The following is a 23,607-nucleotide window of genomic DNA, read 5'->3' as shown; positions in this document are numbered from 1 at the left end:
CCAGGGTCGGCGCGGGGTCAGTGCAGGGTCGTGGCGGGCGGTCGCGCGGGCAGGGTGAACCAGACGGCCTTGCCGTGCGCGGTGGCCCGGTGGCCGCAGGCGGAGCTGAGGGCCCGGATCAGCAGCAGGCCGCGGCCGTGCTCCTGCCAGGGATCCGGCTGCTGCGGGCGCGGCTCCGCGGGGGGTCGGGGGTCGCCGTCGTGCACTTCGACCTGGCAACCGTTCGCCAGTAGTTCCACGACGAGCTCGATGGGGGCGTCGGGGCTGGTGTGTTCGACGGCGTTGGCGACCAGCTCCGCGGTGAGCAGCTCGGCGGTGTCGCTGTCCGCGGACGCCTCGATCTCGGCGAGCGCGGTGCGGACCAGGGCGCGGGCGATCGGTACGGCCGCGGTCGTGTGCGGGAGGGTGATCCGCCACGCGGAGGCGTCGGGCATGCGCGTCCGTCCGTTCCGTCGAGGAGGTGGGCGAGGGGGCTGACGAAGAGATCCTGCTTTCAACGATACGAAGTGGAACTCCCGCGGCGTAGGGCACCCCGGCGCGAGCGCGGGGGACCAGCGTTCCTTCTCCAGGGGACCTTCGGACGCGCGGCGTGCTGACACGGCATCTCCCTCCTGTGTTGCGTTTCCCTGACGACAGTCACGATCCGGTGATACGGTCACGGTGTGAGCCCCTTCACCGGTTCCGCAGCCGCCACCGAACGGTGGCGCCACATCCGGTTGACCCGCCAGGACGGCGTGGCCACCGTGACCCTCGACCGTCCCGACAAGCTGAACGCGCTCACCTTCGGCGCCTACGCCGACCTGCGCGACCTGCTGTCCGAACTCTCCCGCGAGAGATCGGTGCGCGCCCTCGTGCTCGGCGGCGAAGGCCGCGGCTTCTGCTCCGGCGGCGACGTCGACGAGATCATCGGCGCCACGCTCGCGATGGACACCGCGCAGCTCCTCGACTTCAACCGGATGACGGGACAGGTCGTCCGGGCCATCCGTGAATGCCCCTTCCCCGTCATCGCCGCGCTACACGGGGTGGCCGCCGGAGCCGGCGCGGTGCTCGCCCTCGCCGCCGACTTCCGGATCGCCGACCCCACCGCACGTTTCGCCTTCCTCTTCACCCGGGTCGGCCTCTCCGGCGGCGACATGGGCGCCGCCTACCTGCTGCCCCGGGTCGTCGGCCTCGGCCACGCCACCCGACTGCTGATGCTCGGCGAACCAGTGCGGGCCGCCGAGGCCGAACGCATCGGCCTGCTCAGCGAACTCACCGAAGAGGGCAAGGCCGACCAGCGCGCCGCCGAACTCGCCGAGCGCCTCGCCAGCGGCCCCGCCCTCGCCCACGCCCAGACCAAGGCCCTGCTCACCGCCGAACTCGACATGCCGCTGGCGGCCTCCGTGGAGCTGGACGCGGCCACCCAGGCCCTGTTGATGAACGGCGAGGACTACGCCGAATTCCATGCCGCCTTCACCGAGAAGCGGCCACCCCAGTGGAGGGGGAGGTAGCGCCATGAAGGTCGCTGTCGTGGGCGGGGGACCGGGGGGACTGTACGCCGCCGCTCTGCTGGCCCGGCAGGGACACCGGGTCGAGGTGTGGGAGGCCAACGCCGCCGACGACACCTTCGGCTTCGGCGTGGTGCTCTCCGACGAGACCCTCGGCGGCATCGAACGCGCCGACACCGAGGTCTACGCCGCCCTGTCGGCCGAGTTCGTCCGCTGGGACGACATCGACGTCGTCCACCGCGGCCGGATCCTCACCTCCGGCGGCCACGGCTTCGCCGCCCTCGGCCGCCGCCGGCTCCTGGAGATCCTGCACGCCCGCTGCGCCGAGCTGGGCGTCCGGCTCCGCTTCCACACCCGACTGCCCGCGGCCCAGGCGCTGGGGGCGACGTACGACCTGGTCATCGCCGCCGACGGGGTGCACAGCGCCACCCGTGAGGCCGGGGCCGACATCTTCCGCCCCCGGCTGGACACCGGCCGCAGCCGGTACATCTGGCTCGCCGCCGACTTCGCCCTCGACGCCTTCCGCTTCGAGATCGCCGAGACCGAACACGGCGTCATGCAGCTGCACGGCTACCCCTACTGCGCCGACGCCTCGACCGTCATCGTCGAGATGCGGGAGGAGGTCTGGCGGGCCGCCGGGCTCGACTTCTGCGACGAGGCCGAATCGGCCTCCCGCTGCGCCAAGACCTTCAGCGAGGCGCTGCGCGGGCGCGCGCTGCGCGGCAACCGCTCGGCCTGGACGGCCTTCCGTACGGTCGTCAACGACCGCTGGTCCCAGGGCAACGTGACCCTCCTCGGGGACGCCGCGCACACCGCCCACTTCTCCATCGGCTCGGGCACCAAGCTCGCCGTCGAGGACGCCCTCGCCCTCGCCGAGGCCGTCCGGGAACGCCCCGACCCCGCCGACGTGCCGGCCGCCCTCGCCGCCTACGAGGCCGCGCGCCGCCCGGCCGTCGCCAGCACCCAGCGCGCGGCGGCGGCCAGCATGCGCTGGTTCGAGGAACTCGCCGGATACGTCGACCAGCCGCCCCGGCAGTTCGCCTTCAACCTGCTCACCCGCAGCCGCCGGGTCACCCACGGCAACCTGCGGCTGCGCGACGAGCGCTTCACCCGCGCCGTCGAGCAGGACTTCGGCTGCCCCGACCCGGCGACCCCGCCCATGTTCACCCCGTACCGGCTGCGCGGCCTGACCCTGAGGAACCGCGTGGTGGTCTCCCCGATGGACATCTACAGCGCCACGGACGGCGTCCCGGGCGACCTCCACCTCGTCCACCTCGGCGCGCGGGCCCTCGGCGGCGCGGGCCTGGTGATGACCGAGATGGTGTGCGTCAGCGCCGAGGGCAGGATCACCCCCGGCTGCACGGGCCTGTACACCGACGAACAGGCCGCGTCCTGGACCCGGATCGCCGACTTCGTGCACACCTCGGCGCCCGGCACCGCGCTCGGCGTCCAGCTCGGGCACGCGGGCCGCAAGGGATCCACCCGCCGCATGTGGGAGGGCATGGACGAGCCGCTCGACGCCGGGGCGGGCACCGTGAACTGGCCGCTCGTCGCCGCCTCCCCGATCCCGTACCGGCCCGGCCGCTCCCAGGTCCCGCACGAACTGGGTACCGCCGAACTGGCGGGGATCCGCGGCCTGTTCACGGACGCGGCGACCCGCGCGGCCGGCTGCGGCTTCGACCTGCTCGAACTGCACTGCGCCCACGGCTACCTGCTCTCCGGCTTCCTCTCGCCGCTGACCAACCACCGCACCGACGCCTACGGCGGCTCGCCCGCCGCCCGGATGCGCTTCCCGCTGGAGGTCTTCGACGCGGTCCGCGAGGTCTGGCCCGCCGACCGCCCCATGACCGTCCGCATCTCGGCGACCGACTGGGCGCCCGGCGGCACCTCCACCGAGGAGGCGGTGGCCATCGCGGCGGCCTTCGCCGCCCACGGCGCGGACGCGATCGACGTCTCCACCGGCCAGGTCGTCGCCGAGGAGGAGCCCGAGTACGGCCGCTCCTACCAGACCCCCTACGCCGACCGGATCCGCAACGCACTGGGCGTCCCGGTCATCGCCGTGGGCGCCGTCTCCTCCTGGGACGACGTCAACTCCCTGCTGCTCGCGGGCCGCGCGGACCTCTGCGCCCTGGGCCGCCCGCACCTCTACGACCCGCACTGGACCCTGCACGCCGCCGCCGAACAGGACTACGCGGGCCCGGCCGCCCCCTGGCCCGCCCCCTACCGCGCGGGCAACCGCCCACCCCCTACGGGCCGGGGGTAGGGGGTCCCGGTTCCGCTCCGGACGGGCGGCGGCAGCTGTGCGCGGCCGGCTACCAATTCGTGCCGGTCTGGGTGCGGGAGCCGAGAGCGATGGCGCCAGTCCCGCGGTAGAGGTAGAGGTTTCCCGTGGTGGTGGCGGGGGCTTCGACAGCGCTCAGGTCGCCCTTGCCGTCGTTGTCGAAGTCGGCGCCCACGAGTTCGCGCATCGTGTTCCAGTTGCTCCCGAGCAAGGTGCGGCCGCCCAGGGTGGCGGAGCCGCTCAGGGTGCCGGTGGCGGGGTAGGCCCACAGCGCGCCGTCGTGGTCGACCGCGACGAGGTCCGGCCTTCCGTCCGAGTTCAGGTCGCCGGGTGAGGCCAGCTCGGCCATGGCGTGCCAGCCGGTGCCGATGCGGACGCGGTCGCCGAGGCCGCCGGCGCCGGTTCCGGGGTACGCCCACAGGGCGCCGTCGGCGTCGACGGCCAGGAGATCGGGCTTGGAGTCCTGGTTGACGTCGATGACGGTGAGGTCGCGCATACCGGCCCAGTTCGTGCCGATGCGTATGCGGTTGCCGAGCGTGTTCATGTCCGCTGCCGCGCCCGCGCCGGGGTAGAGCTGCAGGGTGCCGGTGGCCTTCTCCAGGGCGATCAGGTCCGCTTTGCCGTCGCTGGTGAAGTCGCCCGCGGCAAGAGCGGTCATGCCGCCCCAGCCCGAGCCGATCTGGACGCGGTTGCCGAGGCCCCCGCCCGAGGTGCCGGGGTAGAGCCAGAGCTTGCCCGTCGAGGCTTCGACGCCGAGGGTGTCGGGCAGCCTGTCGCCGGTGAAGTCCGCGGCCGTGCGGTGGACCATGCCGGCGGCGGCGGGCACGGCCGGCCAAGTGGTCCTCGCGACGGTACGGGCGCCGGGGCGCTCGTTGACCATCCACAGCTCGCCGCTGCCGGGCAGGTAGGCGAGGTTCTCGTTGTAGATCCCGGTGCGGGTCACCAGCCACACGGGCTCGCCCACCTCCCCGCGGTACAGGCAGCTGGGCAGGTGCTCGGTGCCGCCCTCGACGAACTCGGGGCAGGGTGCGGAGAGGGCGAAGCCGCCGTTGTGCATGGCGACGCCCTGCGTCCCGCCGATCGGTGAGCTGAAGGCGTCGGAGGCCTGGACGCGGCCGGCGCCGTCCGCCTTGAGCACGCCGGTGGTGGCGTCGATGGGGTAGCGGACCACCGGGGCGGCGGCGAGGTCGAAGGCCGAGCTGCCGGTGCGGTAGGGATCCATCTCGGCTGTGACGAGTGCCGGTTGGGGGCCACTCAGGTCGAGGGAGGCGGAGGTGATGCAGGGGCGCTCGGTGACGCCGGCGTAGGTGCCGCATCCGGTGCCGGAGCCGGTGTAGGAGTAGCTGCCGGTGCGGGGCAGGACGTAGGTGTCGGGGGCGGTGCCCCAGATGCCCCTGGTGTCGAAGACGTCGAATCCGCTGCCGGTGCTGGCCACGTAGAGGCGGTTTCCGGCCCAGACGACGGCGTTGGCGTGCCCCGTGAGGGGGGTGTAGCCGGTGCCGTCGGTGGTGAGGCCGACCAGCTGGACGTGCCGGTAGCGCACGGCGGCCGGGTCGGTCACGTCGGCGAAGGTGAGGCGTTCGGTCGCGTCGGCCCCGTACCAGCTGGTGACGAGGAGTTTGCGGCCGCCGACGGTCGTGGCGCCGACGCCTTGCGGGATCCAGCTGCTGGAGCTGTCGTCGCCCGGGGACCAGCAGAACCCTGTTGCTCCGCCGATGTTGGTGGCGTGGCACAGGGGCCGGGCCGCCGTGGTGGGCGCCTGGTCGATGAGCGCGTTCGGGGTGGTGCGCGTCAGTGCCGGGTGGGCGGCCTCGTAGGCGGCCGCCCGGGTGGCTTCGGCGTCACCGTTCCACCGCATGCCGATCCCGCTGGCGCTGATGCGAGTGATGGTGTTGGTGGTTGCCAGGGAGTTGTCGGGGTACGTGGGCTGCGCGGCGGCGGGGGAGGCCGCGGCGAGACTCGTGATCAGGGCGGTCAGCGTCCCGAGGGCCGCGACGGCACGACGGACGCGGGGGCGGGTCCTGGTGGGGCGGGCGGTCATGCCGGCGGGGCCTTTCCGGTCGTGGTGCGGCCCACCGCGCGTCGGGAGCGACGCGCGGTGGGCCGGGGGGAGCGGGCGGGGGGCGGGGACTACCAGTTGGTGCCGATCTGGACGCGGGCGCCGAGGGTGTTCATGCCGTTGGCGGCGCCGGTGCCCGGGTAGGCGTAGAAGGTGCCGGTGGCGCCGGGGGCGGCCTGGACGGCGGCGATGTCGCCCTTGCCGTCGTTGTTGAGGTCGGCGCCGACCAGGTCGGTCATGGCCTTCCAACCGGATCCGATCTGGGTGCGGTTGCCGAGGGTGTTGTTGCCGTTCAGGGCGCCGGTGCCCGGGTAGAGGAACAGGTTCCCCGACTCGTCCTTGGCGACCAGGTCGTCGACGCTGTCGGAGTTCAGGTCACCGGGCACCACCAGCGAGCTCATGCTGTTCCAGTTGGTGCCGATCTGGACGCGGGCCCCGAGGGTGTTGGCGCCGTTGAGGGAGCCGGTGCCCGGGTAGACGTAGAGGTTCCCGGTCGCGGTCTCGACGGCCACGAGGTCGGGCTTGCCGTCCTTGTTGACGTCCATGCGGGTCAGGTCGTGCATCGAGGACCAGTTGGAGCCGATCTGGACGCGGGGGCCGAGCGTGTTCATGCCGTTGGCGGATCCGCTGCCCGGGTAGAGGTAGAGGTCGCCGGCGGCCGTGTCGGTGGCCAGGACGTCCGCCTTGCCGTCGCCGTCGTAGTCGCCGACGGTCAGGTTGGTCATGCTGTTCCAGCCGGACCCGATCTTGACCCGGGCGCCGAGGGTGTTGGCGCCGCCCAGGGCGCCGCTGCCCGGGTAGAGGTAGAGGTCGCCGGAGGAGACCTCGGTGGCCATGATGTCCTGCTTGCCGCTGCCGTCGAGGTCGCCGGCGGCGAGGTGTGTCATGCCCGCCGCGGCCGGGGTGGCGCTGTCGTCGCTGTTGAGGACCGGCGAGATGTAGCCGCTGATGCGCTGGCTCCACGGGGCGGAGCCCACCGACCAGGAGGTGGTCGACTCGGTCTGCACGATGCCCTCGGTGTAGCCCCTGGAGTGGCCCTCGTTGCCGCCGACCACCGTCATCTTGTTGCCGTCGAAGGCGGTCACCAGGGCGACGTGCTGGGCGTGCCCGCCGGAGTAGTCGAAGACGACGGCGTCGCCCGGCTTGGGGGTGGAGTGCAGGGTGCCGTTGGCCTGACCGTAGGCGTAGAAGCTGGCCGCGCCGTCGGTGAGCGAGCCCAGGCGAGCCACGTCGTAGTGGGACCAGATCCAGCCGACGAAGTCGGCGCACCAGGCGTGGGACTGGCCGCCGTGGCCGTTGCAGCTGGTGCCCTGGTTGCGGTTCTGGCTCCAGTAGCCCCCGGGGGTGTCACAGGGACCGTTGCCGACCTGTGCGAGGGCGAGGGAGGCCATCGAGGACGTGGCATCGGCCTGGGCCGGGGCGATGCTCAGGGAGGAGAGGGCGGCGGCGGCGACGACGGTGGCGAGGGCGGACTTCTTGAACGAGAGGGCGAGCTTGGACATGACGGGTCTCCTGGTGGGTGCGGGAAGGCGGGTGGTGTCGGGCGGGGTGGTGTGCGCTCGGGCGCGCGGTGGTGCGAAGGTGCGAAGTCGTGTGGCGACGTCGTGTTGTGACGTCAAGTGGCGAAGTTCAGGGGTGCGGCCCGGGCCGGGGCCGTGGGGCTACCAGCCGGAGCCGATGCGGGCGCGGTCGCCGAAGGCGCCGCTGCCGTTGCCGGGGTAGAAGTAGAGGTCGCCGGTCGAACCGGTGGGGGCCTGGACCGAGTCGAGGTCGCCCCTTCCGTCGGCGTTGAAGTCGGCGCCGACGAGCTGGCGCATCGAGTTCCAGTTGGAGCCGATCTGGGTCCGGGCGCCGAGCGTGTTCATGGCGTCGAGGGAGCCGGTCGCGGGGTACTTCCACAGCGCACCGGCCGGGTCGACCGCGACGAGGTCGGGCTTGCCGTCCGCGTTCAGATCGCCGGGGCTGGTCAGTTCGGTCATGCCGCCCCAACCGGCACCTATCTGGGTCCGGGCGCCCAAGGTGTTCATGCCGTTCAGGGAGCCGGCCCCCTGGTAGGACCACAGTGCGCCGTTGCCGTCGATGGCCAGCAGGTCGGGCTTGCCGTCCTTGTCGACGTCCATGGCCGTGAGATCCCGCATCGCGCCCCAGCCGGCGCCGATCTGGGTCCGGGCGCCCAGGGTGTTCATGCCGTTGGCGGCGCCGTTGCCGGGGTAGCCGTAGAAGGATCCGGTGGCGTTCTCGACAGCCAGCAGGTCGGCCTTGCCGTCACCGGTGAAGTCGGCCGCGACCAGCTTGCTCATGCCGCCCCAGCCGGCACCGATCTGGACCCGGGCGCCGAGGGCGCCGGAGCCGGTCCCGGGATACAGCCACAGCTTGCCGGTGGCGGATTCGACGCCGACGAGATCGGCCTTGCCGTCACCGGTGAAGTCGGCCGCGGTGAGGTGGACCATGCCGACGGGGGCGGGGGGAACATCCGGATACGGGTCGGCGTGGTCGGACGCGAGGTCGGCCCCGGCGCCACAGCTGCCCCATGCCCCCGCGCCCTGTCCGGCGAGGATCTTCTCGGCTATCAGGATCTGCTGCTGTTTGGTGGCCTGGTGGGGGTAGGAGGCGTACTCACGGCCGCCGAAGGCGTTCCAGGTCGACAACAGGATCTGCACCCCGCCGAAGTAGCCGTTGCCGGTGTTGGCCTGCCAGTTGTTGGTGGACTCGCACCGGGCGACCTTGTCCCAGGTGGACACGGAGGCGGCGCCCGCGGGGGCCGCCGCGGCGAGGGACAGGGCCAGCGCGGTCATGGTCACGGCCGCGGTGGCGGCCGTCTTCGTGGTGGGGCGGAAGGCGGCGCGGGAGTTTTCGGGCATGGGAGACCTCGCAGGGGTGCACGGGACGGGAGGGGGCGGCGGCCGGGCCGCTCGTACGCGGGAGATGCGCGGGTACGGGGCTCTCGGGCCGGTGGGGTGGTTTCTCGACCCGGCCTACGCGGTGCGTGGGACGGCGAGGGCGTGGCGGGGTACACCGTGAACCGCGCCTGGTGGGCGCGTGGGCGGCGGGGACGGCCGGTCCGTGTCGGTGGAGTGTTGCCCGGCTGCTCGGCGGAGGGCGGCCGGCGGGGTCCGGAACCGGTCAGCCGGTGAGGTGGGCCGTGGCCGGGAGCGGTTGCGGCGGCAGGAACCGGAGGTTGAGCAGGGGAGACGTCCGCTGGCCGTGGGAGATCAGGGTGTGGGCGCGGTGCTCGGCGGTGGGCGCGCCCAGGACGGCGGGGCTCATGAGGTAGAGGAGGAAGTCGATCCGGCCGGGCTCGCAGCGGGCGCTGACGTGTTGGAGTCCGGCCTCGGGCAGGGCGTGGGCCCACAGGGCGTCCACGGCCTCGGCCGCCGTGTGTTGCGTCGCGCACTCGTCGGGGCGGCGCAGCACCAGGCTGGCGTAGACGATCTCCATCTCGGGATCACCCCCAGCCGAGGCTGTCGGCGGCGGGCGCTCCCCAGCCGAGGCTGTCGGCGGAGGGTGCACCCCAGCCGAGGCTGTCCGACGCCTGGGTCACGGTGGCGGTGCGGGGGGTGGCGCAAGCGCTGCCGGCGACGAGCACGATCGCGGTCAGGGAGAGGGATGCCACCGCGGCGGCCTGAGCGATTCGGGTGCTGATCATGAGGAGAGTCCCTGCCTGTGGGTGTGACTGACGGATGGTCCTGCACCGGTGGGACGTCCCGCGGTTGACGCCCTGTCCGGTGGCCGTTCGGGCTGTTTCCCTGGCGGCGATCACTAGCTTCGCCTTCCGTCGGCACCACCGGAAGGCCTTCCGGGTGTCCCCAACCCGACTGTCCGGATGTGGACAAGGTGACCTGTGCATGCCAAGGCTTCATTCCATCGCGTCGTCTCATTGCGCGGATCCGTCACGGCGACCGTTCCGGCGGCGCCCGCTCCGAGCGGGAACGGGTGCCCGTATGGCGAGATGCTCCCGCTCTCCCCTGTGAAAGATCTTGAAATGGCGCATTCACCCCTGTTGGATGGCCGGCAAGAGCCGTGTGGAAGCACGGTCGGTGATCTGGGGGGATCTCATGCTGGACGTACTCGGGCTGACCAATGCCGCCGCGACGGTCTACCAGGTGATGCTGGACCACCCGCGCTACAGCCTGGACGAGATCGCCGAACACTGCGCCATGACTCCCGTCCAGGTCCACGAACACCTGGACGAACTGAGCCGACTGACGCTCGTACGGGCCTCCGCCGAACGCCCTGGCCAGCTGCGTGCCGTCAGTCCGGAGATCGGCCTCGCCGACATCCTGGCCGACCAGGAGGCCGAACTCGCCGCCCGACAGGCCCGGCTGGCCGCTTCCCGTGCGGCCGTGACCCGCATGGTCGCCGAGCGTGCCGAACACCGTGCGCACCACGGGGAACACTTGGAGGGCATGGACGCGATCCACGCCCGCCTGGAGCAGATGGGCCGCGCGGCCACCACGGAGGTGCTGAGCAGCCAGCCGGGCAGCCAGCGCCCCGAGGACCTGGACGCGAGCCGCCCCGCGGACGCGCAGGCACTGGGCCGCGGCATCACCATGCGCACGCTGTACCAGGACGCCAGCCGCAACCAGCCCCACATCACGGCCTACGCCCACTGGCTCCTCGGCCAGGGCAGCGAGGTACGGACGGCCCCGACGGTCCCCCAGCGCATCGTCGTGGTCGACCGCGCCCAGGCACTCGTCCCCGTAGACCCGGTCGACACGCGCAAGGGCGCCCTCCACGTCACCGAACCAGGCATCCTCACCGCACTGCTCGATCTCTTCGAGCAGGCCTGGAACACGGCGGTGCCCCTCGGCGCCACCCGGCCGGAGGACCCGCAGACCAGCCTGACCCCCACCGAACGCGAGATCCTGCGGCTGCTCGGGAGCGGACTGACCGACGACGCCGCGGGGCAACGGCTCCAGATCTCCTCGCGAACCGTCGGACGCCACATGTCCTCGATCATGGAACGGCTGCGCGCCACCAGCCGTTTCGAAGCGGGAATCAAGGCGGCCCAGAAGGGCTGGCTCTGACGGCTCCGCCCGGCCCTCGCCGTCCACGGCGCGCGGTGTCGGACCCCGTCAGGTGCGGGCCAGCACCATCGAGCGGTCGCCGGCCGGGCGGTAACCGAGCCTTGGGTAGAGGCGGTTGCTGGTGGGGTTGGCGAGGTCGGTGAAGAGGATCACCTCGGCGGCGCCCGCCGCTCGGGCGCCCAGGGAGGCCGCGTGCGTCGCCCCCGCGCCGTAGCCGTGCCCGCGGGCTTCCGGCGGGGTGTACACCGGGCCGACCCGCGAGGCCCCGGCCTGCGGGCGGGAGAAGCTGGCCAGCGAGACGGGCGTGCCGGCCGCGTCCTGCCACAGCAACACGCCGCCGTACGCCATCCGGTCGCGCGCCCAAGAGGCGCCGGCCCGCATCGTGTCCGCCTCCACGGCGAAGGCGCCCATCCAGTCCAGCACGAGCGGCAGGTCCTCCTCGGTCGCGAGCCGGGCCTCTCCCTCGGGCGCGGGGGAGGGGGCGACCAGGGTGCCCAGCCGGAACAGCCGGTTCTGCTCGATGTCGACCGGACGCCCCCAGGCGGCCACCAGCGCCTCCGCGTCCGAGCGGCGTGCGTTGAACCCGGCCACGTCCGCCAGCAGGGGCTCGGTGTGCAGGGCCAGCGCCAGCGCGGCGAGCGCCCCGGCGGGCAGCGCACCCACGAGCAGCTGATGGGGCGGGGTGCAGACCGCGCCCGCCGCGACCACCCCGTCGGGGCCGGTCCACCAGCCGAAGTAGGGGGTGCCGCTGCCGAAGGCGTGCGGGCCGCGCCGGCGCAGCGCGTCGGCGGTGGTCAGCAGCAGGGTGTTGGGCACGGGATGGGCGGCCACCGCCGGGCCCGCCGCATCCAGGTACGCCGTCAGGTCTTCAGTGAAGGTCCAGGTCATGGGCCATTGTGCGGGCGAGCGCGGGGCGCGGGCACCCCCTTTTCCCGCTCAGGGGGCGTCCGGCCCGGGCCGGGCGAAGGCGGCCCCGCGCTCCCACAGGAGGGCGTGCAGCGCCGCGAAGACCGCCGCCGCGCGCTCGCCCGGCCAGTCGGAGGGCAACAGCTCGCGGGGCAGGCCGGGGTCGGCGTACGGCAGCCGCCGCCAGGAGTCCAGCGCCAGCAGGTAGTCGTGGTAGGCCTGCTCGGGGGTCGGCCCCGGCCCCGACTGCCAGCCGCGGAGCACCGGTTCGTGCCGGCCGAGGAACTCCTCGTGCTGCTTGGCCAGGGCCGCCAGGTCCCACCAGCGGTTCACCGCCTCCGCGGTGGCGGCGAAGCCGAGGTGCGCGCCGCGGAACAGGTCCACGTACGGGGTCAGTTGGAGCCGTTCCAAGGTGTGCCGGGTCTCGTCGTACAGCGCCGCCGGGGCGATCCACACGCCCGGCGCGGCCGCGCCGAAACCGAGCCGGGCGAGGCGCGAGCGCAGCAGGTGGCGCTTGTGCCGCTCCTCCTCGGGCACGGAGAAGACCGCCAGCAGCCACTCGCCGCCGCCGTCGCGACCGGCGTCGGCGTAGATCCGCCGGTCGCCGTCCGCCAACAGCTGCCGGGCCTCCTCCGAGAGGTCGTACGCCGCCGCGCCGTCCGCCCCGCGCGCCGGGAGGATGAACCCGCGCCGTTTGAGCCGGGACACCGAGGAGCGGACCGCCGGGGCGTCCACCCCGGCCGCGCCCAGGAGGCGGATCAGGGCGGACACCGGGACGGGTCCGTCGAAGGCGCGCCCGTAGGCGCCGTAGAAGGTGACGATCAAGGATCGTGGGGTGTGCTGCTCGGCCACGGGATCACTCTAGATCGCGCAGCCGGTAGCGCTGCAGCTTCCCCGTGGGAGTCCGCGGGAGCGCGCTCAGGAAGACGAAGGCGCGCGGGCACTTGTGGGGGGCCAGCTCCGCCCGCATGAACGCGCGCAGCTCCTCCTCGGACGGTTCGGCGCCGGGCCGGGCGACCGCGTAGGCGACCACGATCTGTCCGCGTCGCTCGTCCGGGCGGCCGACCACCGCCGCCTCGACCACGTCCGGGTGGCGCAGCAGGGCCTCCTCGACCTCGGGGCCCGCGATGTTGTAACCGGACGAGATGATCATGTCGTCGGCGCGGGCGACGTAGCGGAAGTACCCGTCGCGGTCGCGGACGTAGGTGTCACCGGTGACGTTCCAGCCGTCCCGCACGTACTCGCCCTGCCGGGGATCGGCCAGGTACCGGCAGCCGACCGGACCGCGCACCGCCAGCAGCCCCGGCTCCTCGTCGGCCACCTCCCGGCCCGCGCCGTCCACCACCCGCGCCTGCCAGCCCGGCACCACCCGGCCGGTGGTACCGGGCCGGATGTCCGCGTCGGCCGCCGAGATGAAGATGTGCAGCAGTTCGGTGGCGCCGATGCCGTTGATGATGCGCAGCCCGGTCCGCTCGTACCACTCCTGCCAGGTGGCGGCCGGTAGGTTCTCGCCGGCCGAGACGCAGCGCCGCAGCGCCGAGAGGTCGTACGCCGCCAGCTCGTCCAGCATCGCCCGGTAGGCGGTGGGGGCCGTGAACAGCACCGTCACCCGATGCTCGGCGAGCGCCGGCAGCAGCACCCGCGGCCCCGCCTGCTCCAGCAGCAGCGCGGAGGCGCCGGCGCGCAGCGGGAAGACCACCAGCCCGCCCAGGCCGAAGGTGAAGCCCAGCGGCGGGCTGCCGGTGAAGACGTCGTCCGGCCGCGGTCGCAGGACCTGCCGGGAGAAGGTGTCGGCCACCGCCAGCACGTCCCGGTGGAAGTGCATGCAGCCCTTGGGCCGACCGGTGGTGCCCGAGGTGAAGGCGATCAGCGCCACGTCGTCGGCCGAGGTGTCCACGGCGCGGTAGGGCGTGGCGGGGCTCCGCTCGGCCAGCCGCAGCAGGTCGTCGGGGTCCTCGCCGCCGTACGGGGTGATCCGCAGCCCGGGCACCTCGGCCCGGGCCAGGTCCGCCACCACGTCCGCGTGGCACAGGGCGTGCCGGACCCGGGCCATCTCGCACACCGTGGCCAGTTCCTGGGACCGCTGTTGGGCCAGGACGGTGACGGCCACCGCCCCCGCCTTCATGACCGCCAGCCAGCACGCGGCGAGCCAGGGCCCGGTGGGTCCGCGCAGCAGCACCCGGTTGCCGGGGACCACGCCGAGATCGACAGTGAGCACGTGGGCCAGCCGGTCCACCCGCTCGCGCAGCTCGCCGTACGACCAGACCTCGCCGGACCCGGTGCGGAAGGCCGGTCGGTCGGCGCCGAACCGGGCCACCGTGGCGTCGAGCAGCTCGGCCCCGCAGTTCAGCCGGTCCGGATAGGCCAGTTCCGGCAGCTGGAAGAGCAGCTCCGGCCACTCGTGGTCGGGTGGCAGGTGGTCACGGGCAAAGGTGTCGGCATGGGCGGAAGGCATGAGCTTCAAGGCGGGTTCGCCCCCTTGCGACGGTCCCGGATGGGGTGGTGCCGGCCGTGCGGACGCGTCACGAGCGTATCGTGATGGTGACGACAGTCAACTGCACGCGATAAGACTGGTACGGCAGGATCCCAGTGGCCCACGCGGAGAACTGAGGCATCGGATGGCCGGATTCGCGCTCGACCCGGAACAAGAACAATGGTGCGAGCGACTGCGCGCGCTGGCCGCGGAGCGGCTCGGCCCGCTCGCCGGAAAAGGTGAACCGGGGCGCGTCAACCGGCCGCTGCTGGCGGCGCTCGGCGAACACGGCCTGCTGGAGCGCGTCTTCAGCGCGGGCGCGCTGGACCTGTGCCTGCTGCGGGAGTCCCTCGCCTACGGCTGCACCGAGGCCGAGACCGCCCTGGCCCTCCAGGGCCTGGGGGCGCACCCCGTGCTGAGCGCCGGGAGCGCGGCGCAGCGCGAGCGCTGGCTGCCCGGCGTACGGGCGGGTCGCACCGTGGCCGCCTTCGCGCTCAGCGAGCCGGGCGCCGGCTCGGACGCGGCGGCGCTGGCGCTGGCCGCGGAACCGGACGCGGCCGGTGGCGGGGGCGGCGGCGGGGGCGTCAGCGCCGGCGGCTGGCGGCTCACCGGGGAGAAGCGTTGGATCTCCAACGCCCCCGAAGCGGATTTCTACACCGTCTTCGCCCGGACGGGTGAGGGGCCGGGCGCCAAGGGCGTCAGCGCCTTCCTGGTCCCCGCCGACCGGCCCGGCCTGACCGGCGAGAGCCTCGACATGCTCTCCCCGCACGCGATCGGCGCCCTGCGCTTCGACGGGGTGCCGGTGGGGCCCGAGGACCTGCTGGGCGAGCCGGGCCGGGGCTTCCGGGTCGCCATGGACACCCTCAACCGCTTCCGGCCCAGCGTGGGCGCCTTCGCCGTCGGCATGGCCCGGGCGGCCCTGGACGCGACCCTGGCGCACACCGCGCACCGCACCGCCTTCGGCGGCGTGCTCGGCGACCTCCAGGCGGTGGCCCACCGGGTCGCCGAGATGGCCACCCGCACGGAGGCCGCCCGGCTGCTCGTCTACGCGGCGGCCGGGGCGTACGACGCGGACAGCGGCTCGCCGGACGTGCCGCGGCGGGCGGCGATGGCGAAACTGCTGGCCACGGAGACGGCGCAGTACGTCGTCGACCACGCGGTCCAGCTGCACGGCGCGGTCGCGCTCCAGCGCGGCCACCTGCTGGAACACCTGTACCGGGAGGTGCGGGCGCCGCGGATCTACGAGGGGGCGAGCGAGGTGCAGCGCACGATCATCGCGCGATCGCTGTACGGCCAGCAGGCGAAGCGTGGGCACCAGGAGGAGCGCGGGCAGCAAGAGCAGCAAGAGCAGCAAGCACAGCAGGCACAGCAGGCGCAGCGCGGGCCGGCGGGGGTGGCCCGGTGATCGAACGGATCAACCCGCCCGGGCTCTCCCCGGCGACCGGCTTCTCGCACGCGGTGGCGGCCACCGGGTCCCGGCTGGTCCTGCTGGCGGGCCAGACGGCGCTCGACGCGGCGGGCAAGGTGGTGGGGGACACCCTGCCGCAGCAGTTCGAGCGGGCCCTGGGGAACCTGCTGGCCGCCCTCGCGGCCGCGGGCGGCACCCCCGCGGAGCTGGCGCGGGTGACCGTGTACGCGGTGGACGTGGCGGAGTACCGGGCCTGCGCCCCGGAGCTGGGCCGCATCTGGCACCGGCTGGCGGGTCGCGACTACCCGGCGATGGCCGTCATCGGCACCACCCGGCTGTGGGACGAGCAGGCGATGGTCGAACTCGACGGCATCGCACTCCTCGCCTAGGGTTGATATGCCCCTTTTCTTACAGCTTCTCTCCGATACTCGGAGGTGCATGGATATGCGCCGTGCGATCGCCCCGGCCATCGTCGCCGGGGCCGCCGGAATCGTCCTGGGCCTGGCCCCCCTCGGCAGTGCCGTCGCCGCGGGCCTCCCGCAGGCCGCCCCACAGACCCAACCGCAGACCTGGTGGTGCTCCGACAACTGGCGCGGCCAGGACTGGCGCACCTGCTGCGACTCCTCGCGCGGGGACGACCGTCCCAGCTGGTGCTGGGACAACAACGGCGACAGCAACTGGAACCACGACGGCAGTTGGGACAACAGCAACTGGAACCACGACAACAACTGGGACAACAGCAGCTGGAACAACGACCACTGGAACCACGACGACGGGAACTGGAACCACGACGGCAACGGCAACTGGGACAACAGCGGCCGGAACGACAACAACAGCTGGAGCCACGACAGCGGTTGGCGCGGCAACCGGTAGGGCGACGTAGTCCCCGCCGGGGTCCCGTCGGGGTCCCGTCGGGGTCCCGTCGGGGTCCCGCCGGGGTCAGCCCTCCAGCAGCGTCCCCATCCACTCCTCGATGCCCGCGACCGTGCGGGGGAGCGCGCCCGACATCAGGCGCGCTCCTTCCGCGGTGATGACCAGGTCGTCCTCGATCCGCACGCCGATGCCCCGCAGCTCGGCCGGGAGCGTCTCGTCGTCCGGCTGGAGGTAGAGGCCGGGCTCCACGGTGAGCACCTGCCCCTCCTCCAGCACCCCGTCCAGGTAGGCGTCCCGGCGTGCCTGGGCGCAGTCGTGGACGTCCAGCCCCAGCATGTGGCCGCTGCTGCACAGGGTGTACCGGCGGTGCAGGTCCCCCTCCGCGTCCTTCAGTACGCCCCAGTCGGCGAGCCCCTCGGCGATGACCCGCATCCCGGCCCGGTGGAAGTCGCGGAAGCTGGCCCCGGGGCGCAGCGCCGCGATGCCCGCGTCCTGCGCGGCCAGCACCAGTTCGTACACCTGCCGCTGCACGGGTGAGAAGCGTCCGGACAGGGGGAGGGTGCGGGTGACGTCGGCGGTGTAGAGGGTGTCGGTCTCCACGCCCGCGTCCAGGAGCAGGAGTTCGTCCCGGTTCAGCCGGCCGTCGTTGTGGATCCAGTGCAGCACGCAGGCGTGCGCCCCGGAGGCCGCGATCGTGTCGTAGCCGGTGCCGTTGCCCTCGGCGCGGGCGCGCAGCCCGAAGACCCCCTCGATCCAGCGCTCGCCGCGCGGATGGGTCAGCGCGCGCGGCAGCGCCCTTACGACGTCCTCGAAACCGGCGGCCGTGTGGTCGACGGCGAGCTGCAACTGGCCCACCTCCCAGGCGTCCTTGACCAGGCGCAGCTCGGAGAGTGCGGCGGCGAGCGCCGGATCGCGCGAGGCGTCGCGGGCGTCGGGGGTGCCCAGGGCGTCCAGGTGCGCGCAGCGGATGCCGGTGAGCCGCTCGGCCTCGGCGAGGTCGGGGCGCCGGCCGACCCAGAACTCGCCGTAGCGGCGGTCCCGGTAGAACTCCTCGGTGCCGTCGGTGCGCGCCGAGCGCGGGCGCAGGTACAGGACGGCCTCGTGTCCCCGCGGCCCGGCCGGCTCCATCACCAGTACGTGGCCCACCTGGTCCTCGCCGGTGAGGCCGGTGAGCCAGGCGTAGGCGCTGTGCGGGCGGAAGCGGTGGTCGCAGTCGTTGGAGCGGACCGTGAGTTCGCCCGCCGGGACGAGCAGCCGTTCGCCCGGGAAGCGGGCCGACAGGCGGGCGCGCCGGGCCGGGGTGACGTCGTGCGCGGCGACCCGGGCGTCGGTCGGCAGGGGTGAGGCGGACCAGTTTCCGGACATGAAGGCGGACAACTCGGCCGATACGGGCAGATCGTGGCTGCCCGTATTGAGGCGGGAGATGCGGTCGGTCACGAAAGCTCCCTGGGAAGGCGTGAACTGGTGGGCGCACAGGGGTTGTCAGTGCAATTTCACATTACTATGTTACAGGTCACACGGCGGGCAGTTAATCCCCGTCAAACGCCGTGTGAATCAGGGCAGTTGCACCTCCCCCACCTCCCTCACCGCAACCAGGAGTTCCCGGTGTCCCAGCACAGAGCTGTGCGTACGTCCCTCCTCGCCGCCGCCGTCACGGTGACCCTGCTCGCCTCCGCGGGCCAGGTCGTGGCCCAGGCGGCCGGTACCGGCTCCGCCCCGGTCCCCACGACGTTCGCCTCGGGCACGCCCGCCGCCGCCCCGGCCCAGGCCCCGGCCGGTCAGAACCCCTTCGACGAGGTCGACCGCCTCGCCAGCGCCCCGGCGCTCACCAACGCACCGGCCCCCGCGCCGGGCACCGGCCAGGAGCCGGGCAGGATCGCGGGTCCCGCCCCGGCCCCCGCCCCGAGCGCGACCCGACTCGCGGACCGCGGCGCCGAGAAGGCGGGCAAGGTGACGGCCCGGGGCGCCGCCGCGAGCGGCCTGGTGGCCGCGGGCGTCCCCTGCACCCTCGACGGCATCACGGGCCTGAGCCCCGAGCAGTTCGCCGACTTCCTCGGCGACTCCGCGGTCACGGCCGACGGTTGCCTGCGCGGACTCATCTGGACCTGGGACGCCCGGCTCGCCCCGGTGATGTCCGACGCCCACGTCCAGGCCGTGTCCCGGCGGATATCGAGCCTGGCCGCCGCGCACGACGGCCGTAACTCCTCCCACCTGGAGGAGATGTTCACGTACCTGCACGCGGTCGTCTACCACGACTACTCGCACACCGAGATCGACGTCACCGACGCCCCGACGGTCGACGCCATGCGCCGCGCGATCGCCGACTTCGGCGGCGCCGCCCGCACCTTCGACGTCAGCGCCTCCAACGCCCGCACCCTGCGCGAGGCCCTCTACGCCGGCAGCGCCCCGGGCCTGCGCCAGCACCAGTTGGGCCTGATCAAGAAGGTCCTGGTCACCCTGGACCCGGCGCACCCGCAGACCAACCTGGACGCCTCCTGGGCGGGCGCGGTGCTCGCCGGCCTGTCCGTGAACTACCTGGGCGTCTACCCGGGCAACCAGGACGCGGCCTTCCACGCGGCGGCCCTGGCCGATCCCGCCTACCGCGCCGCCTTCAAGGCCTACGCCGGCTACGGTCACCTGAAGGGCACCGTCAACGCCTGGGCGGCGCGCGACGCGATCAGCGAGTACGGGCGGTTCGGCCAGGTCGAGGGCCTGCAGGCGCAGATATCCGCCGACCTCGGCGCCCTGCTCGAACCCGTCAAGGCGACCTTCGGCAACGGCAGCGAGCAGTGGGCCAAGGTGGTGTCCTGGCTCAACACCTACAACGCCTGCAAGCCGTACGGGGTGTGCAAGGAGGACATCGAGAAGCAGCTCTTCCCCTACACCTACTCCTACGACAACGGCGGCATCAAGGTCCGCACCGCCCTCGACCGGGCCACCGTCGACCAGCTCTACTACGCGAGCAAGCAGGTCAAGACCCAGTTCCACCGGGTGCTCGGGACCGACCAGCCGCTCGCCGGCGACCCCAACACCACCCTGAACATCGTGCTGTACGCCTCCCGTGCCGACTACGAGAACTACCACCCGATCCTCACCGGCATGGGCACCAACAACGGCGGCGTCTACATAGAGAACGGCGCCACCTTCTACACCTACCAGCGCCGCGTGCCGCAGGACTCCTCCCTCACGTTGGAGGAGCTGTTCCGCCACGAGTACACCCACTACCTCAACGGCCGCTACGCGGTGCCCGGCTTCTTCGGCCAGGGTCCCTGGTACGAGAACGACCGCACGACGGCCATGGACGAGGGCACCGCGGAGTTCTTCGACGGCGCCACCCGCGACAACGGCATCGCCGTGCGCAAGTCCCTGGTCAAGGGGGTCATGAACGACACCGCCGGCGGCGGGCCGCGGATGAGCGTCCAGCAGCTGCTCAGCGCGACCTACGACGGCGACGGCTTCCGCTTCTACAACTACGCGGGCACGTTCTTCGAGTTCCTGTGGAACGAGAAGCCCTCGGCGCTGCGCGAGATGTACACCCACCTGCGCGCGAACGACGTGGCGGGCTACGACGCCTGGCGCACCCGGATGGGTTCGGACAGCTACCTCCAGCGGGACTACGACAAGTTCCTGGACGCGCAGATCGCCAAGGTGAACGACCTGTACGTGCCGAACACGGTCTTCACCGCCAACGACCGACTGCGCGACTCCGCGCTCGCGTCGGTGAAGTCGTCCTTCGCGACCGCCACCTACAACACCCCCGACTGCGTGGAGAACGGCGACCCCGGCAAGCGCCGCTTCACCTGTACGGGCCGGATCACCGCGAACCTGAAGAACTGGCGCAGCGACGACCAGAACTTCAAGGACATGTCCGAGACGGTCGACTACTTCCTCCTCGACCGGGCGGGCGCGGTCTCCAACAACCTCGCCGACATGAACTGCTCCTTCGGCGCCCTGGAGATCTGGTCGAACAAGGTCGCGGGCACGTCGAGCTACAGCTGCGAGGGCCCGCTCCGCAGCTGATCGGGCGCGGGGCCGGTCCCGTTCGACGGGGGGCGGGACCGGCCCGGCCACACCCTGGATGACCGATAAAGAATGTGACATATTACTGCCGTGCCCAACAGACCACCCACGGACGCACGCACGAACGCACTCACGGACGCACCGCTGGACGTCGTCATCATCGGCGCGGGCGTCGTCGGAGCCGCGTGTGCCTACTACGCCTCCCGCGCCGGACTCTCCGTAGCCGTCGTCGACCGCGGCCCCGTCGCGGGCGGCACCACCGGCGCCGGGGAGGGCAACCTGCTCGTCTCCGACAAGGGGCCGGGCCCCGAACTGGACCTCGCGCTGCTCTCCACCACCCTGTGGCGCGAACTGGCCGCCGCCCTCCCGGCGCAGACCGAGTACGAGGCCAAGGGCGGCCTGGTCGTCGCCCCCGACGAAGCCACCCTGAAGGCCCTACGGGTCTTCGCCGACGGACAGCGCGCCGTCGGCGTACGGGTCACCGAGGTGGCGGGCGACGCGCTCCACGACCTGGAGCCGCACCTCGCCCCCGGCCTCGCGGGCGGCTTCCACTACCCCCAGGACGCCCAGGTCCAGCCCGCGCAGGCGGCCGCCCGACTGCTGGCCGCCTCCGGCGCCCGCCTCTTCACCGGCGAGGAGGTCACCGCGGTGCTGCGCGGGGCCGGCGGCGCGGTGCGCGGCGTGCGCACCGCGCGCCGCGAACTGCTCGCCCCCGCCGTCGTCAACGCGGCCGGCACCTGGGGCGGCCGGATCGCCGAACTCGCGGGCACCACCCTGCCCGTCATGCCCCGCCGCGGCTTCGTCCTGGTCACCGAGCCTCTCCCGCGCGTGGTGCGGCACAAGGTGTACGCCGCCGACTACATCGCCGACGTCGCCAGCGGCTCCGCCGCCCTCCAGTCCTCCGCCGTGGTCGAGGGCACCCCCGCGGGCCCCGTCCTGATCGGCGCCACCCGGGAACGCGTCGGCTTCGACCGCGCCCTGTCCACCGAAGCCCTGCGCCGCCTCGCCGCCCAGGCCGCCGCCCTCTTCCCGGTCCTCGCCGACGTCCGGGTGCTGCGCGCCTACCACGGCTTCCGCCCCTACCTCCCCGACCACCTGCCGGCCATCGGCCCCGACCCGCGGGTCCCGGGGCTGCTGCACGCCTGCGGCCACGAGGGCGCCGGCATCGGCCTCGCGCCCGGCACCGGCGTCCTGATCGCCGCCGCCCTCACCGGCGCCGGGGCCCCGCTGGACCCCGTGCCCTTCCGCCCCGACCGCTTCACGGAGGAAGCCTGATGGCCAGCCTGCGCCGCACCCGCCGCTCCCGGGAACCGCGCGACCTCGTCGGCGGCGCGGCCCCGGCCGTCCACACCGTCGAGTTCGACGGCCGTACGCTGCCCGCGCAGAGCGGCCAGTCCATCGCCGCCGTGCTGTGGGCCGCCGGGATCCTCGCCTGGCGCACCACCCGGGAGGGCGGCGCCCCGCGCGGCGCGTTCTGCGGGATCGGCAGCTGCTACGACTGCCTCGTCACCGTCAACGGCCGCCCCAACCAGCGCGCCTGCCTGGTCCCGGCCCGGCCCGGGGACACCGTCGCCACCCAGGAGGGAACCGGCCGTGCCGACCTCGCCGTCTGACCTCGCCGTCATCGGGGCGGGCCCCGCCGGGCTCGCCGCCGCGGTCACCGCCGCCGACCTGGGCCTGCGCGTCACCCTCCTCGACGCGGGGGAGCAGCCCGGGGGCCAGTACTACCGCCACCCCGCACCCGGGCTCGGCGCCGCCCGGCCCGAGGCCCTGCACCACGACTGGGCCGCCTTCGAGACCCGCGAACGGCGCCTGCGCACCCACGAGTCGACGGGCCGGATCACCTTCCTGCCCGCCCACCACGTCTGGACGGTGGTCCCTGACGCCCGGGCCGATGTCGGCACGGAGGCCGACGGTTGGCTGCTGCACGCCGTCGCGGGAACCCGTGGCGAGGACGAGCGCGCCGTGACCCTGCGGGCCCGCGCGGTCCTGATCGCCACCGGCGCCCACGAGCGGCAACTGCCCTTCCCCGGCTGGACCCTGCCGGGCGTGATCGGGGCCGGGGGAGCCCAGGCCATGCTCAAGGGCGGCCTCGTCCTGCCCGGCCGCCGGATCGTGGTCGCGGGCAGCGGCCCGCTGCTGCTCGCGGTCGCCGGCTCCCTGGCCGCCGCCGGGGCCCGGGTGCCCGCCGTCGTCGAAGCCGCCTCCTACACGGCCTACGTCGGCCGCGTGCCCACCCTGCTGCGCAACCCCGGCAAGCTCGTCGAAGGCGCCGTCCACGGCGGCGCGTTGCTGCGCCACGGGGTACGGCTGCGCACCCGCCGCGCCGTCGTCGAGGCCCAGGGCGTGGACCGGGTGGAGGCCGTGGTCGTGGCCCGGCTCGACCGCGACTGGCAGCCCGTACCCGGCACCGGGCGCCGGATCCCCTGCGACGCGCTGGCGGTGGGCCACGGCCTGGTGCCCCAGCTGGAACTCGCCACCGGGCTCGGCTGCGCCACCGTGCGCGCGGCGGACGGGACGGTGGCGCTCGACCTCGACGCGGGTCAGCGGACCTCCGTCCCCGGCATCTGGTCGGCGGGCGAGACCGGGGGCATCGGAGGGGCGGGACTGGCCCTGGTGGAGGGGGAGTTGGCGGCCCTGTCGATCGCGGGGCGGTCGGCTCCGGCCGCCCTCGTGCGCCGGCGGGCCCGGCTGCGGGCCTTCGCCGACGCGATGGGCGCGGCCCACCGGCCGGGCTCCGGCTGGACCGGGTGGCTGCCGGACGACGCCGTCGTCTGCCGCTGCGAGGAGGTCCCGGCCGGGCGGATCCGGGAGGCCGTGGCCGACCTCGGCGCGCGGGACGCCCGCAGCGTCAAACTGCTCACCCGTGCGGGCATGGGCTGGTGCCAGGGGCGGATGTGCGGCGCCGCCGTCACGGCGCTCGCCGGCGACGAAGCGGCCGCGGACCGGCGGCCGTTGTCCTGCCCGGTACCGCTGCGCCAGCTCGCCGAGTTGCCGTCGGACCACTGATCGGGTGGTCACACCCCTTGTGGCCGCCCTTCGCCCACTAGTAAAATGTCACACATCACATAAG

At 73.4% G+C, this 23,607-nt stretch carries 20 protein-coding genes; 10 read left to right on the top strand and 10 right to left on the bottom strand.

Translation table 11 applies throughout. From position 1 onward, the window contains the following. Positions 1–17 precede the first annotated feature (17 nt). The gene (locus ACIQWR_RS13720; protein ID WP_404008079.1) at positions 18–434 is read right to left on the bottom strand and encodes an ATP-binding protein; all 417 of its coding nucleotides are present in this window, start codon (positions 432–434) and stop codon (positions 18–20) included. Between the two features lie 228 nt (positions 435–662). Here ACIQWR_RS13720 and ACIQWR_RS13715 point away from each other — a divergent pair, with 228 nt between their 5' ends. Both ACIQWR_RS13715 and ACIQWR_RS13710 read left to right on the top strand, forming a co-directional pair. Further along, on the top strand, positions 663–1,490 hold the full coding sequence (locus ACIQWR_RS13715; protein WP_399261548.1) for an enoyl-CoA hydratase family protein: 828 nt from the start codon (positions 663–665) through the stop codon (positions 1,488–1,490). Next, positions 1,444–3,750: a bifunctional salicylyl-CoA 5-hydroxylase/oxidoreductase gene (locus tag ACIQWR_RS13710; RefSeq protein ID WP_404008076.1), complete on the top strand. Its 2,307-nt coding sequence runs from the start codon at positions 1,444–1,446 to the stop codon at positions 3,748–3,750. The genes ACIQWR_RS13715 and ACIQWR_RS13710 overlap by 47 nt, the downstream gene beginning before the upstream one ends. A gap of 49 nt (positions 3,751–3,799) precedes the next feature. Here the strand turns inward: ACIQWR_RS13710 and ACIQWR_RS13705 are convergent, their stop codons facing one another. The 5 genes from ACIQWR_RS13705 to ACIQWR_RS13685 all read right to left on the bottom strand — a co-directional run bounded on the left by ACIQWR_RS13705 (position 3,800) and on the right by ACIQWR_RS13685 (position 9,473). Then, complete coding sequence (locus ACIQWR_RS13705) at positions 3,800–5,809, bottom strand: FG-GAP repeat domain-containing protein (protein WP_404008073.1); 2,010 nt, start codon at positions 5,807–5,809, stop codon at positions 3,800–3,802. Between the two features lie 89 nt (positions 5,810–5,898). Next, positions 5,899–7,329, bottom strand: coding sequence for an FG-GAP-like repeat-containing protein (locus tag ACIQWR_RS13700; protein WP_404008070.1), 1,431 nt, complete (start codon positions 7,327–7,329; stop codon positions 5,899–5,901). Positions 7,330–7,488: 159 nt separating this feature from the next. Next, a complete protein-coding gene (locus tag ACIQWR_RS13695) occupies positions 7,489–8,688 on the bottom strand; it encodes an FG-GAP-like repeat-containing protein (RefSeq protein ID WP_404008067.1) in 1,200 nt (399 codons plus the stop codon). 262 nt (positions 8,689–8,950) lie between these two features. Next, on the bottom strand, positions 8,951–9,265 hold the full coding sequence (locus ACIQWR_RS13690; protein WP_404008064.1) for a hypothetical protein: 315 nt from the start codon (positions 9,263–9,265) through the stop codon (positions 8,951–8,953). Between the two features lie 7 nt (positions 9,266–9,272). Continuing rightward, positions 9,273–9,473, bottom strand: a complete 201-nt coding sequence (locus ACIQWR_RS13685) for a hypothetical protein (RefSeq protein WP_404008061.1) — start codon at positions 9,471–9,473, stop codon at positions 9,273–9,275. Between the two features lie 409 nt (positions 9,474–9,882). Here ACIQWR_RS13685 and ACIQWR_RS13680 point away from each other — a divergent pair, with 409 nt between their 5' ends. Further along, a complete protein-coding gene (locus ACIQWR_RS13680; protein WP_404008058.1) occupies positions 9,883–10,854 on the top strand; it encodes a LuxR C-terminal-related transcriptional regulator in 972 nt (323 codons plus the stop codon). 48 nt (positions 10,855–10,902) lie between these two features. Here the strand turns inward: ACIQWR_RS13680 and ACIQWR_RS13675 are convergent, their stop codons facing one another. Genes ACIQWR_RS13675 through ACIQWR_RS13665 form a run of 3 tightly spaced genes read right to left on the bottom strand, consistent with a single transcriptional unit; the run spans position 10,903 to position 14,215 of the window. Next, entirely contained in the window at positions 10,903–11,742 is an 840-nt protein-coding gene (locus ACIQWR_RS13675) for a GNAT family N-acetyltransferase (protein ID WP_404008055.1), read from the bottom strand. Between the two features lie 48 nt (positions 11,743–11,790). After that, positions 11,791–12,612: a PaaX family transcriptional regulator C-terminal domain-containing protein gene (locus tag ACIQWR_RS13670; protein ID WP_404008052.1), complete on the bottom strand. Its 822-nt coding sequence runs from the start codon at positions 12,610–12,612 to the stop codon at positions 11,791–11,793. A 4-nt stretch (positions 12,613–12,616) separates the two neighbouring features. Next, positions 12,617–14,215: an AMP-binding protein gene (locus ACIQWR_RS13665; RefSeq protein WP_399261939.1), complete on the bottom strand. Its 1,599-nt coding sequence runs from the start codon at positions 14,213–14,215 to the stop codon at positions 12,617–12,619. 163 nt (positions 14,216–14,378) lie between these two features. On the opposite strand from ACIQWR_RS13665, the gene ACIQWR_RS13660 reads away from it, so the two are divergent. The 3 genes from ACIQWR_RS13660 to ACIQWR_RS13650 are packed head-to-tail and all read left to right on the top strand — an operon-like array spanning position 14,379 to position 16,514. Beyond that, entirely contained in the window at positions 14,379–15,638 is a 1,260-nt protein-coding gene (locus tag ACIQWR_RS13660) for an acyl-CoA dehydrogenase family protein (RefSeq protein ID WP_404008049.1), read from the top strand. Further along, positions 15,635–16,030, top strand: coding sequence for a RidA family protein (locus ACIQWR_RS13655; RefSeq protein WP_399261527.1), 396 nt, complete (start codon positions 15,635–15,637; stop codon positions 16,028–16,030). Before ACIQWR_RS13660 ends, ACIQWR_RS13655 begins: the two co-directional genes overlap by 4 nt. A 55-nt stretch (positions 16,031–16,085) precedes the next feature. Continuing rightward, positions 16,086–16,514 (top strand): hypothetical protein, encoded by a 429-nt coding sequence (locus tag ACIQWR_RS13650; protein WP_404008046.1) that lies wholly within the window; start codon positions 16,086–16,088, stop codon positions 16,512–16,514. A 66-nt stretch (positions 16,515–16,580) separates the two neighbouring features. Here ACIQWR_RS13650 and ACIQWR_RS13645 read toward each other — a convergent pair whose 3' ends face one another. Then, on the bottom strand, positions 16,581–17,951 hold the full coding sequence (locus tag ACIQWR_RS13645) for an aminopeptidase P family protein (RefSeq protein ID WP_404008043.1): 1,371 nt from the start codon (positions 17,949–17,951) through the stop codon (positions 16,581–16,583). 168 nt (positions 17,952–18,119) lie between these two features. Here ACIQWR_RS13645 and ACIQWR_RS13640 point away from each other — a divergent pair, with 168 nt between their 5' ends. The 4 genes from ACIQWR_RS13640 (at position 18,120) to ACIQWR_RS13625 (ending at position 23,543) form a co-directional block, all read left to right on the top strand. Continuing rightward, on the top strand, positions 18,120–20,534 hold the full coding sequence (locus tag ACIQWR_RS13640; RefSeq protein WP_404008041.1) for a collagenase: 2,415 nt from the start codon (positions 18,120–18,122) through the stop codon (positions 20,532–20,534). A 90-nt stretch (positions 20,535–20,624) separates the two neighbouring features. Continuing rightward, complete coding sequence (locus ACIQWR_RS13635; protein WP_404008038.1) at positions 20,625–21,809, top strand: NAD(P)/FAD-dependent oxidoreductase; 1,185 nt, start codon at positions 20,625–20,627, stop codon at positions 21,807–21,809. Further along, a complete protein-coding gene (locus ACIQWR_RS13630) occupies positions 21,809–22,147 on the top strand; it encodes a (2Fe-2S)-binding protein (RefSeq protein ID WP_404008035.1) in 339 nt (112 codons plus the stop codon). The genes ACIQWR_RS13635 and ACIQWR_RS13630 overlap by 1 nt, the downstream gene beginning before the upstream one ends. Further along, positions 22,128–23,543 (top strand): NAD(P)/FAD-dependent oxidoreductase, encoded by a 1,416-nt coding sequence (locus ACIQWR_RS13625; RefSeq protein WP_404008033.1) that lies wholly within the window; start codon positions 22,128–22,130, stop codon positions 23,541–23,543. Before ACIQWR_RS13630 ends, ACIQWR_RS13625 begins: the two co-directional genes overlap by 20 nt. Positions 23,544–23,607: the final 64 nt, after the last annotated feature.

It is taken from the genome of Streptomyces sp. NPDC098789 (assembly GCF_044759975.1).
Lineage (GTDB): Bacteria > Actinomycetota > Actinomycetes > Streptomycetales > Streptomycetaceae > Streptomyces.
This window is presented reverse-complemented; position numbering and strand designations above follow the sequence as displayed.

Bases quoted from the DNA above. Each gene is read 5' to 3' on its own strand.
- ACIQWR_RS13720 (WP_404008079.1), bottom strand. From the start codon at position 434: ATGCCCGACGCCTCCGCGTGGCGGATCACCCTCCCGCACACGACCGCG.
- ACIQWR_RS13710 (WP_404008076.1), top strand. From the start codon at position 1,444: ATGCCGCCTTCACCGAGAAGCGGCCACCCCAGTGGAGGGGGAGGTAGC.
- ACIQWR_RS13705 (WP_404008073.1), bottom strand. From the start codon at position 5,809: ATGACCGCCCGCCCCACCAGGACCCGCCCCCGCGTCCGTCGTGCCGTC.
- ACIQWR_RS13700 (WP_404008070.1), bottom strand. From the start codon at position 7,329: ATGTCCAAGCTCGCCCTCTCGTTCAAGAAGTCCGCCCTCGCCACCGTC.
- ACIQWR_RS13695 (WP_404008067.1), bottom strand. From the start codon at position 8,688: ATGCCCGAAAACTCCCGCGCCGCCTTCCGCCCCACCACGAAGACGGCC.
- ACIQWR_RS13690 (WP_404008064.1), bottom strand. From the start codon at position 9,265: ATGGAGATCGTCTACGCCAGCCTGGTGCTGCGCCGCCCCGACGAGTGC.
- ACIQWR_RS13685 (WP_404008061.1), bottom strand. From the start codon at position 9,473: ATGATCAGCACCCGAATCGCTCAGGCCGCCGCGGTGGCATCCCTCTCC.
- ACIQWR_RS13680 (WP_404008058.1), top strand. From the start codon at position 9,883: ATGCTGGACGTACTCGGGCTGACCAATGCCGCCGCGACGGTCTACCAG.
- ACIQWR_RS13675 (WP_404008055.1), bottom strand. From the start codon at position 11,742: ATGACCTGGACCTTCACTGAAGACCTGACGGCGTACCTGGATGCGGCG.
- ACIQWR_RS13665 (WP_399261939.1), bottom strand. From the start codon at position 14,215: ATGCCTTCCGCCCATGCCGACACCTTTGCCCGTGACCACCTGCCACCC.
- ACIQWR_RS13660 (WP_404008049.1), top strand. From the start codon at position 14,379: ATGGCCGGATTCGCGCTCGACCCGGAACAAGAACAATGGTGCGAGCGA.
- ACIQWR_RS13650 (WP_404008046.1), top strand. From the start codon at position 16,086: ATGCGCCGTGCGATCGCCCCGGCCATCGTCGCCGGGGCCGCCGGAATC.
- ACIQWR_RS13630 (WP_404008035.1), top strand. From the start codon at position 21,809: ATGGCCAGCCTGCGCCGCACCCGCCGCTCCCGGGAACCGCGCGACCTC.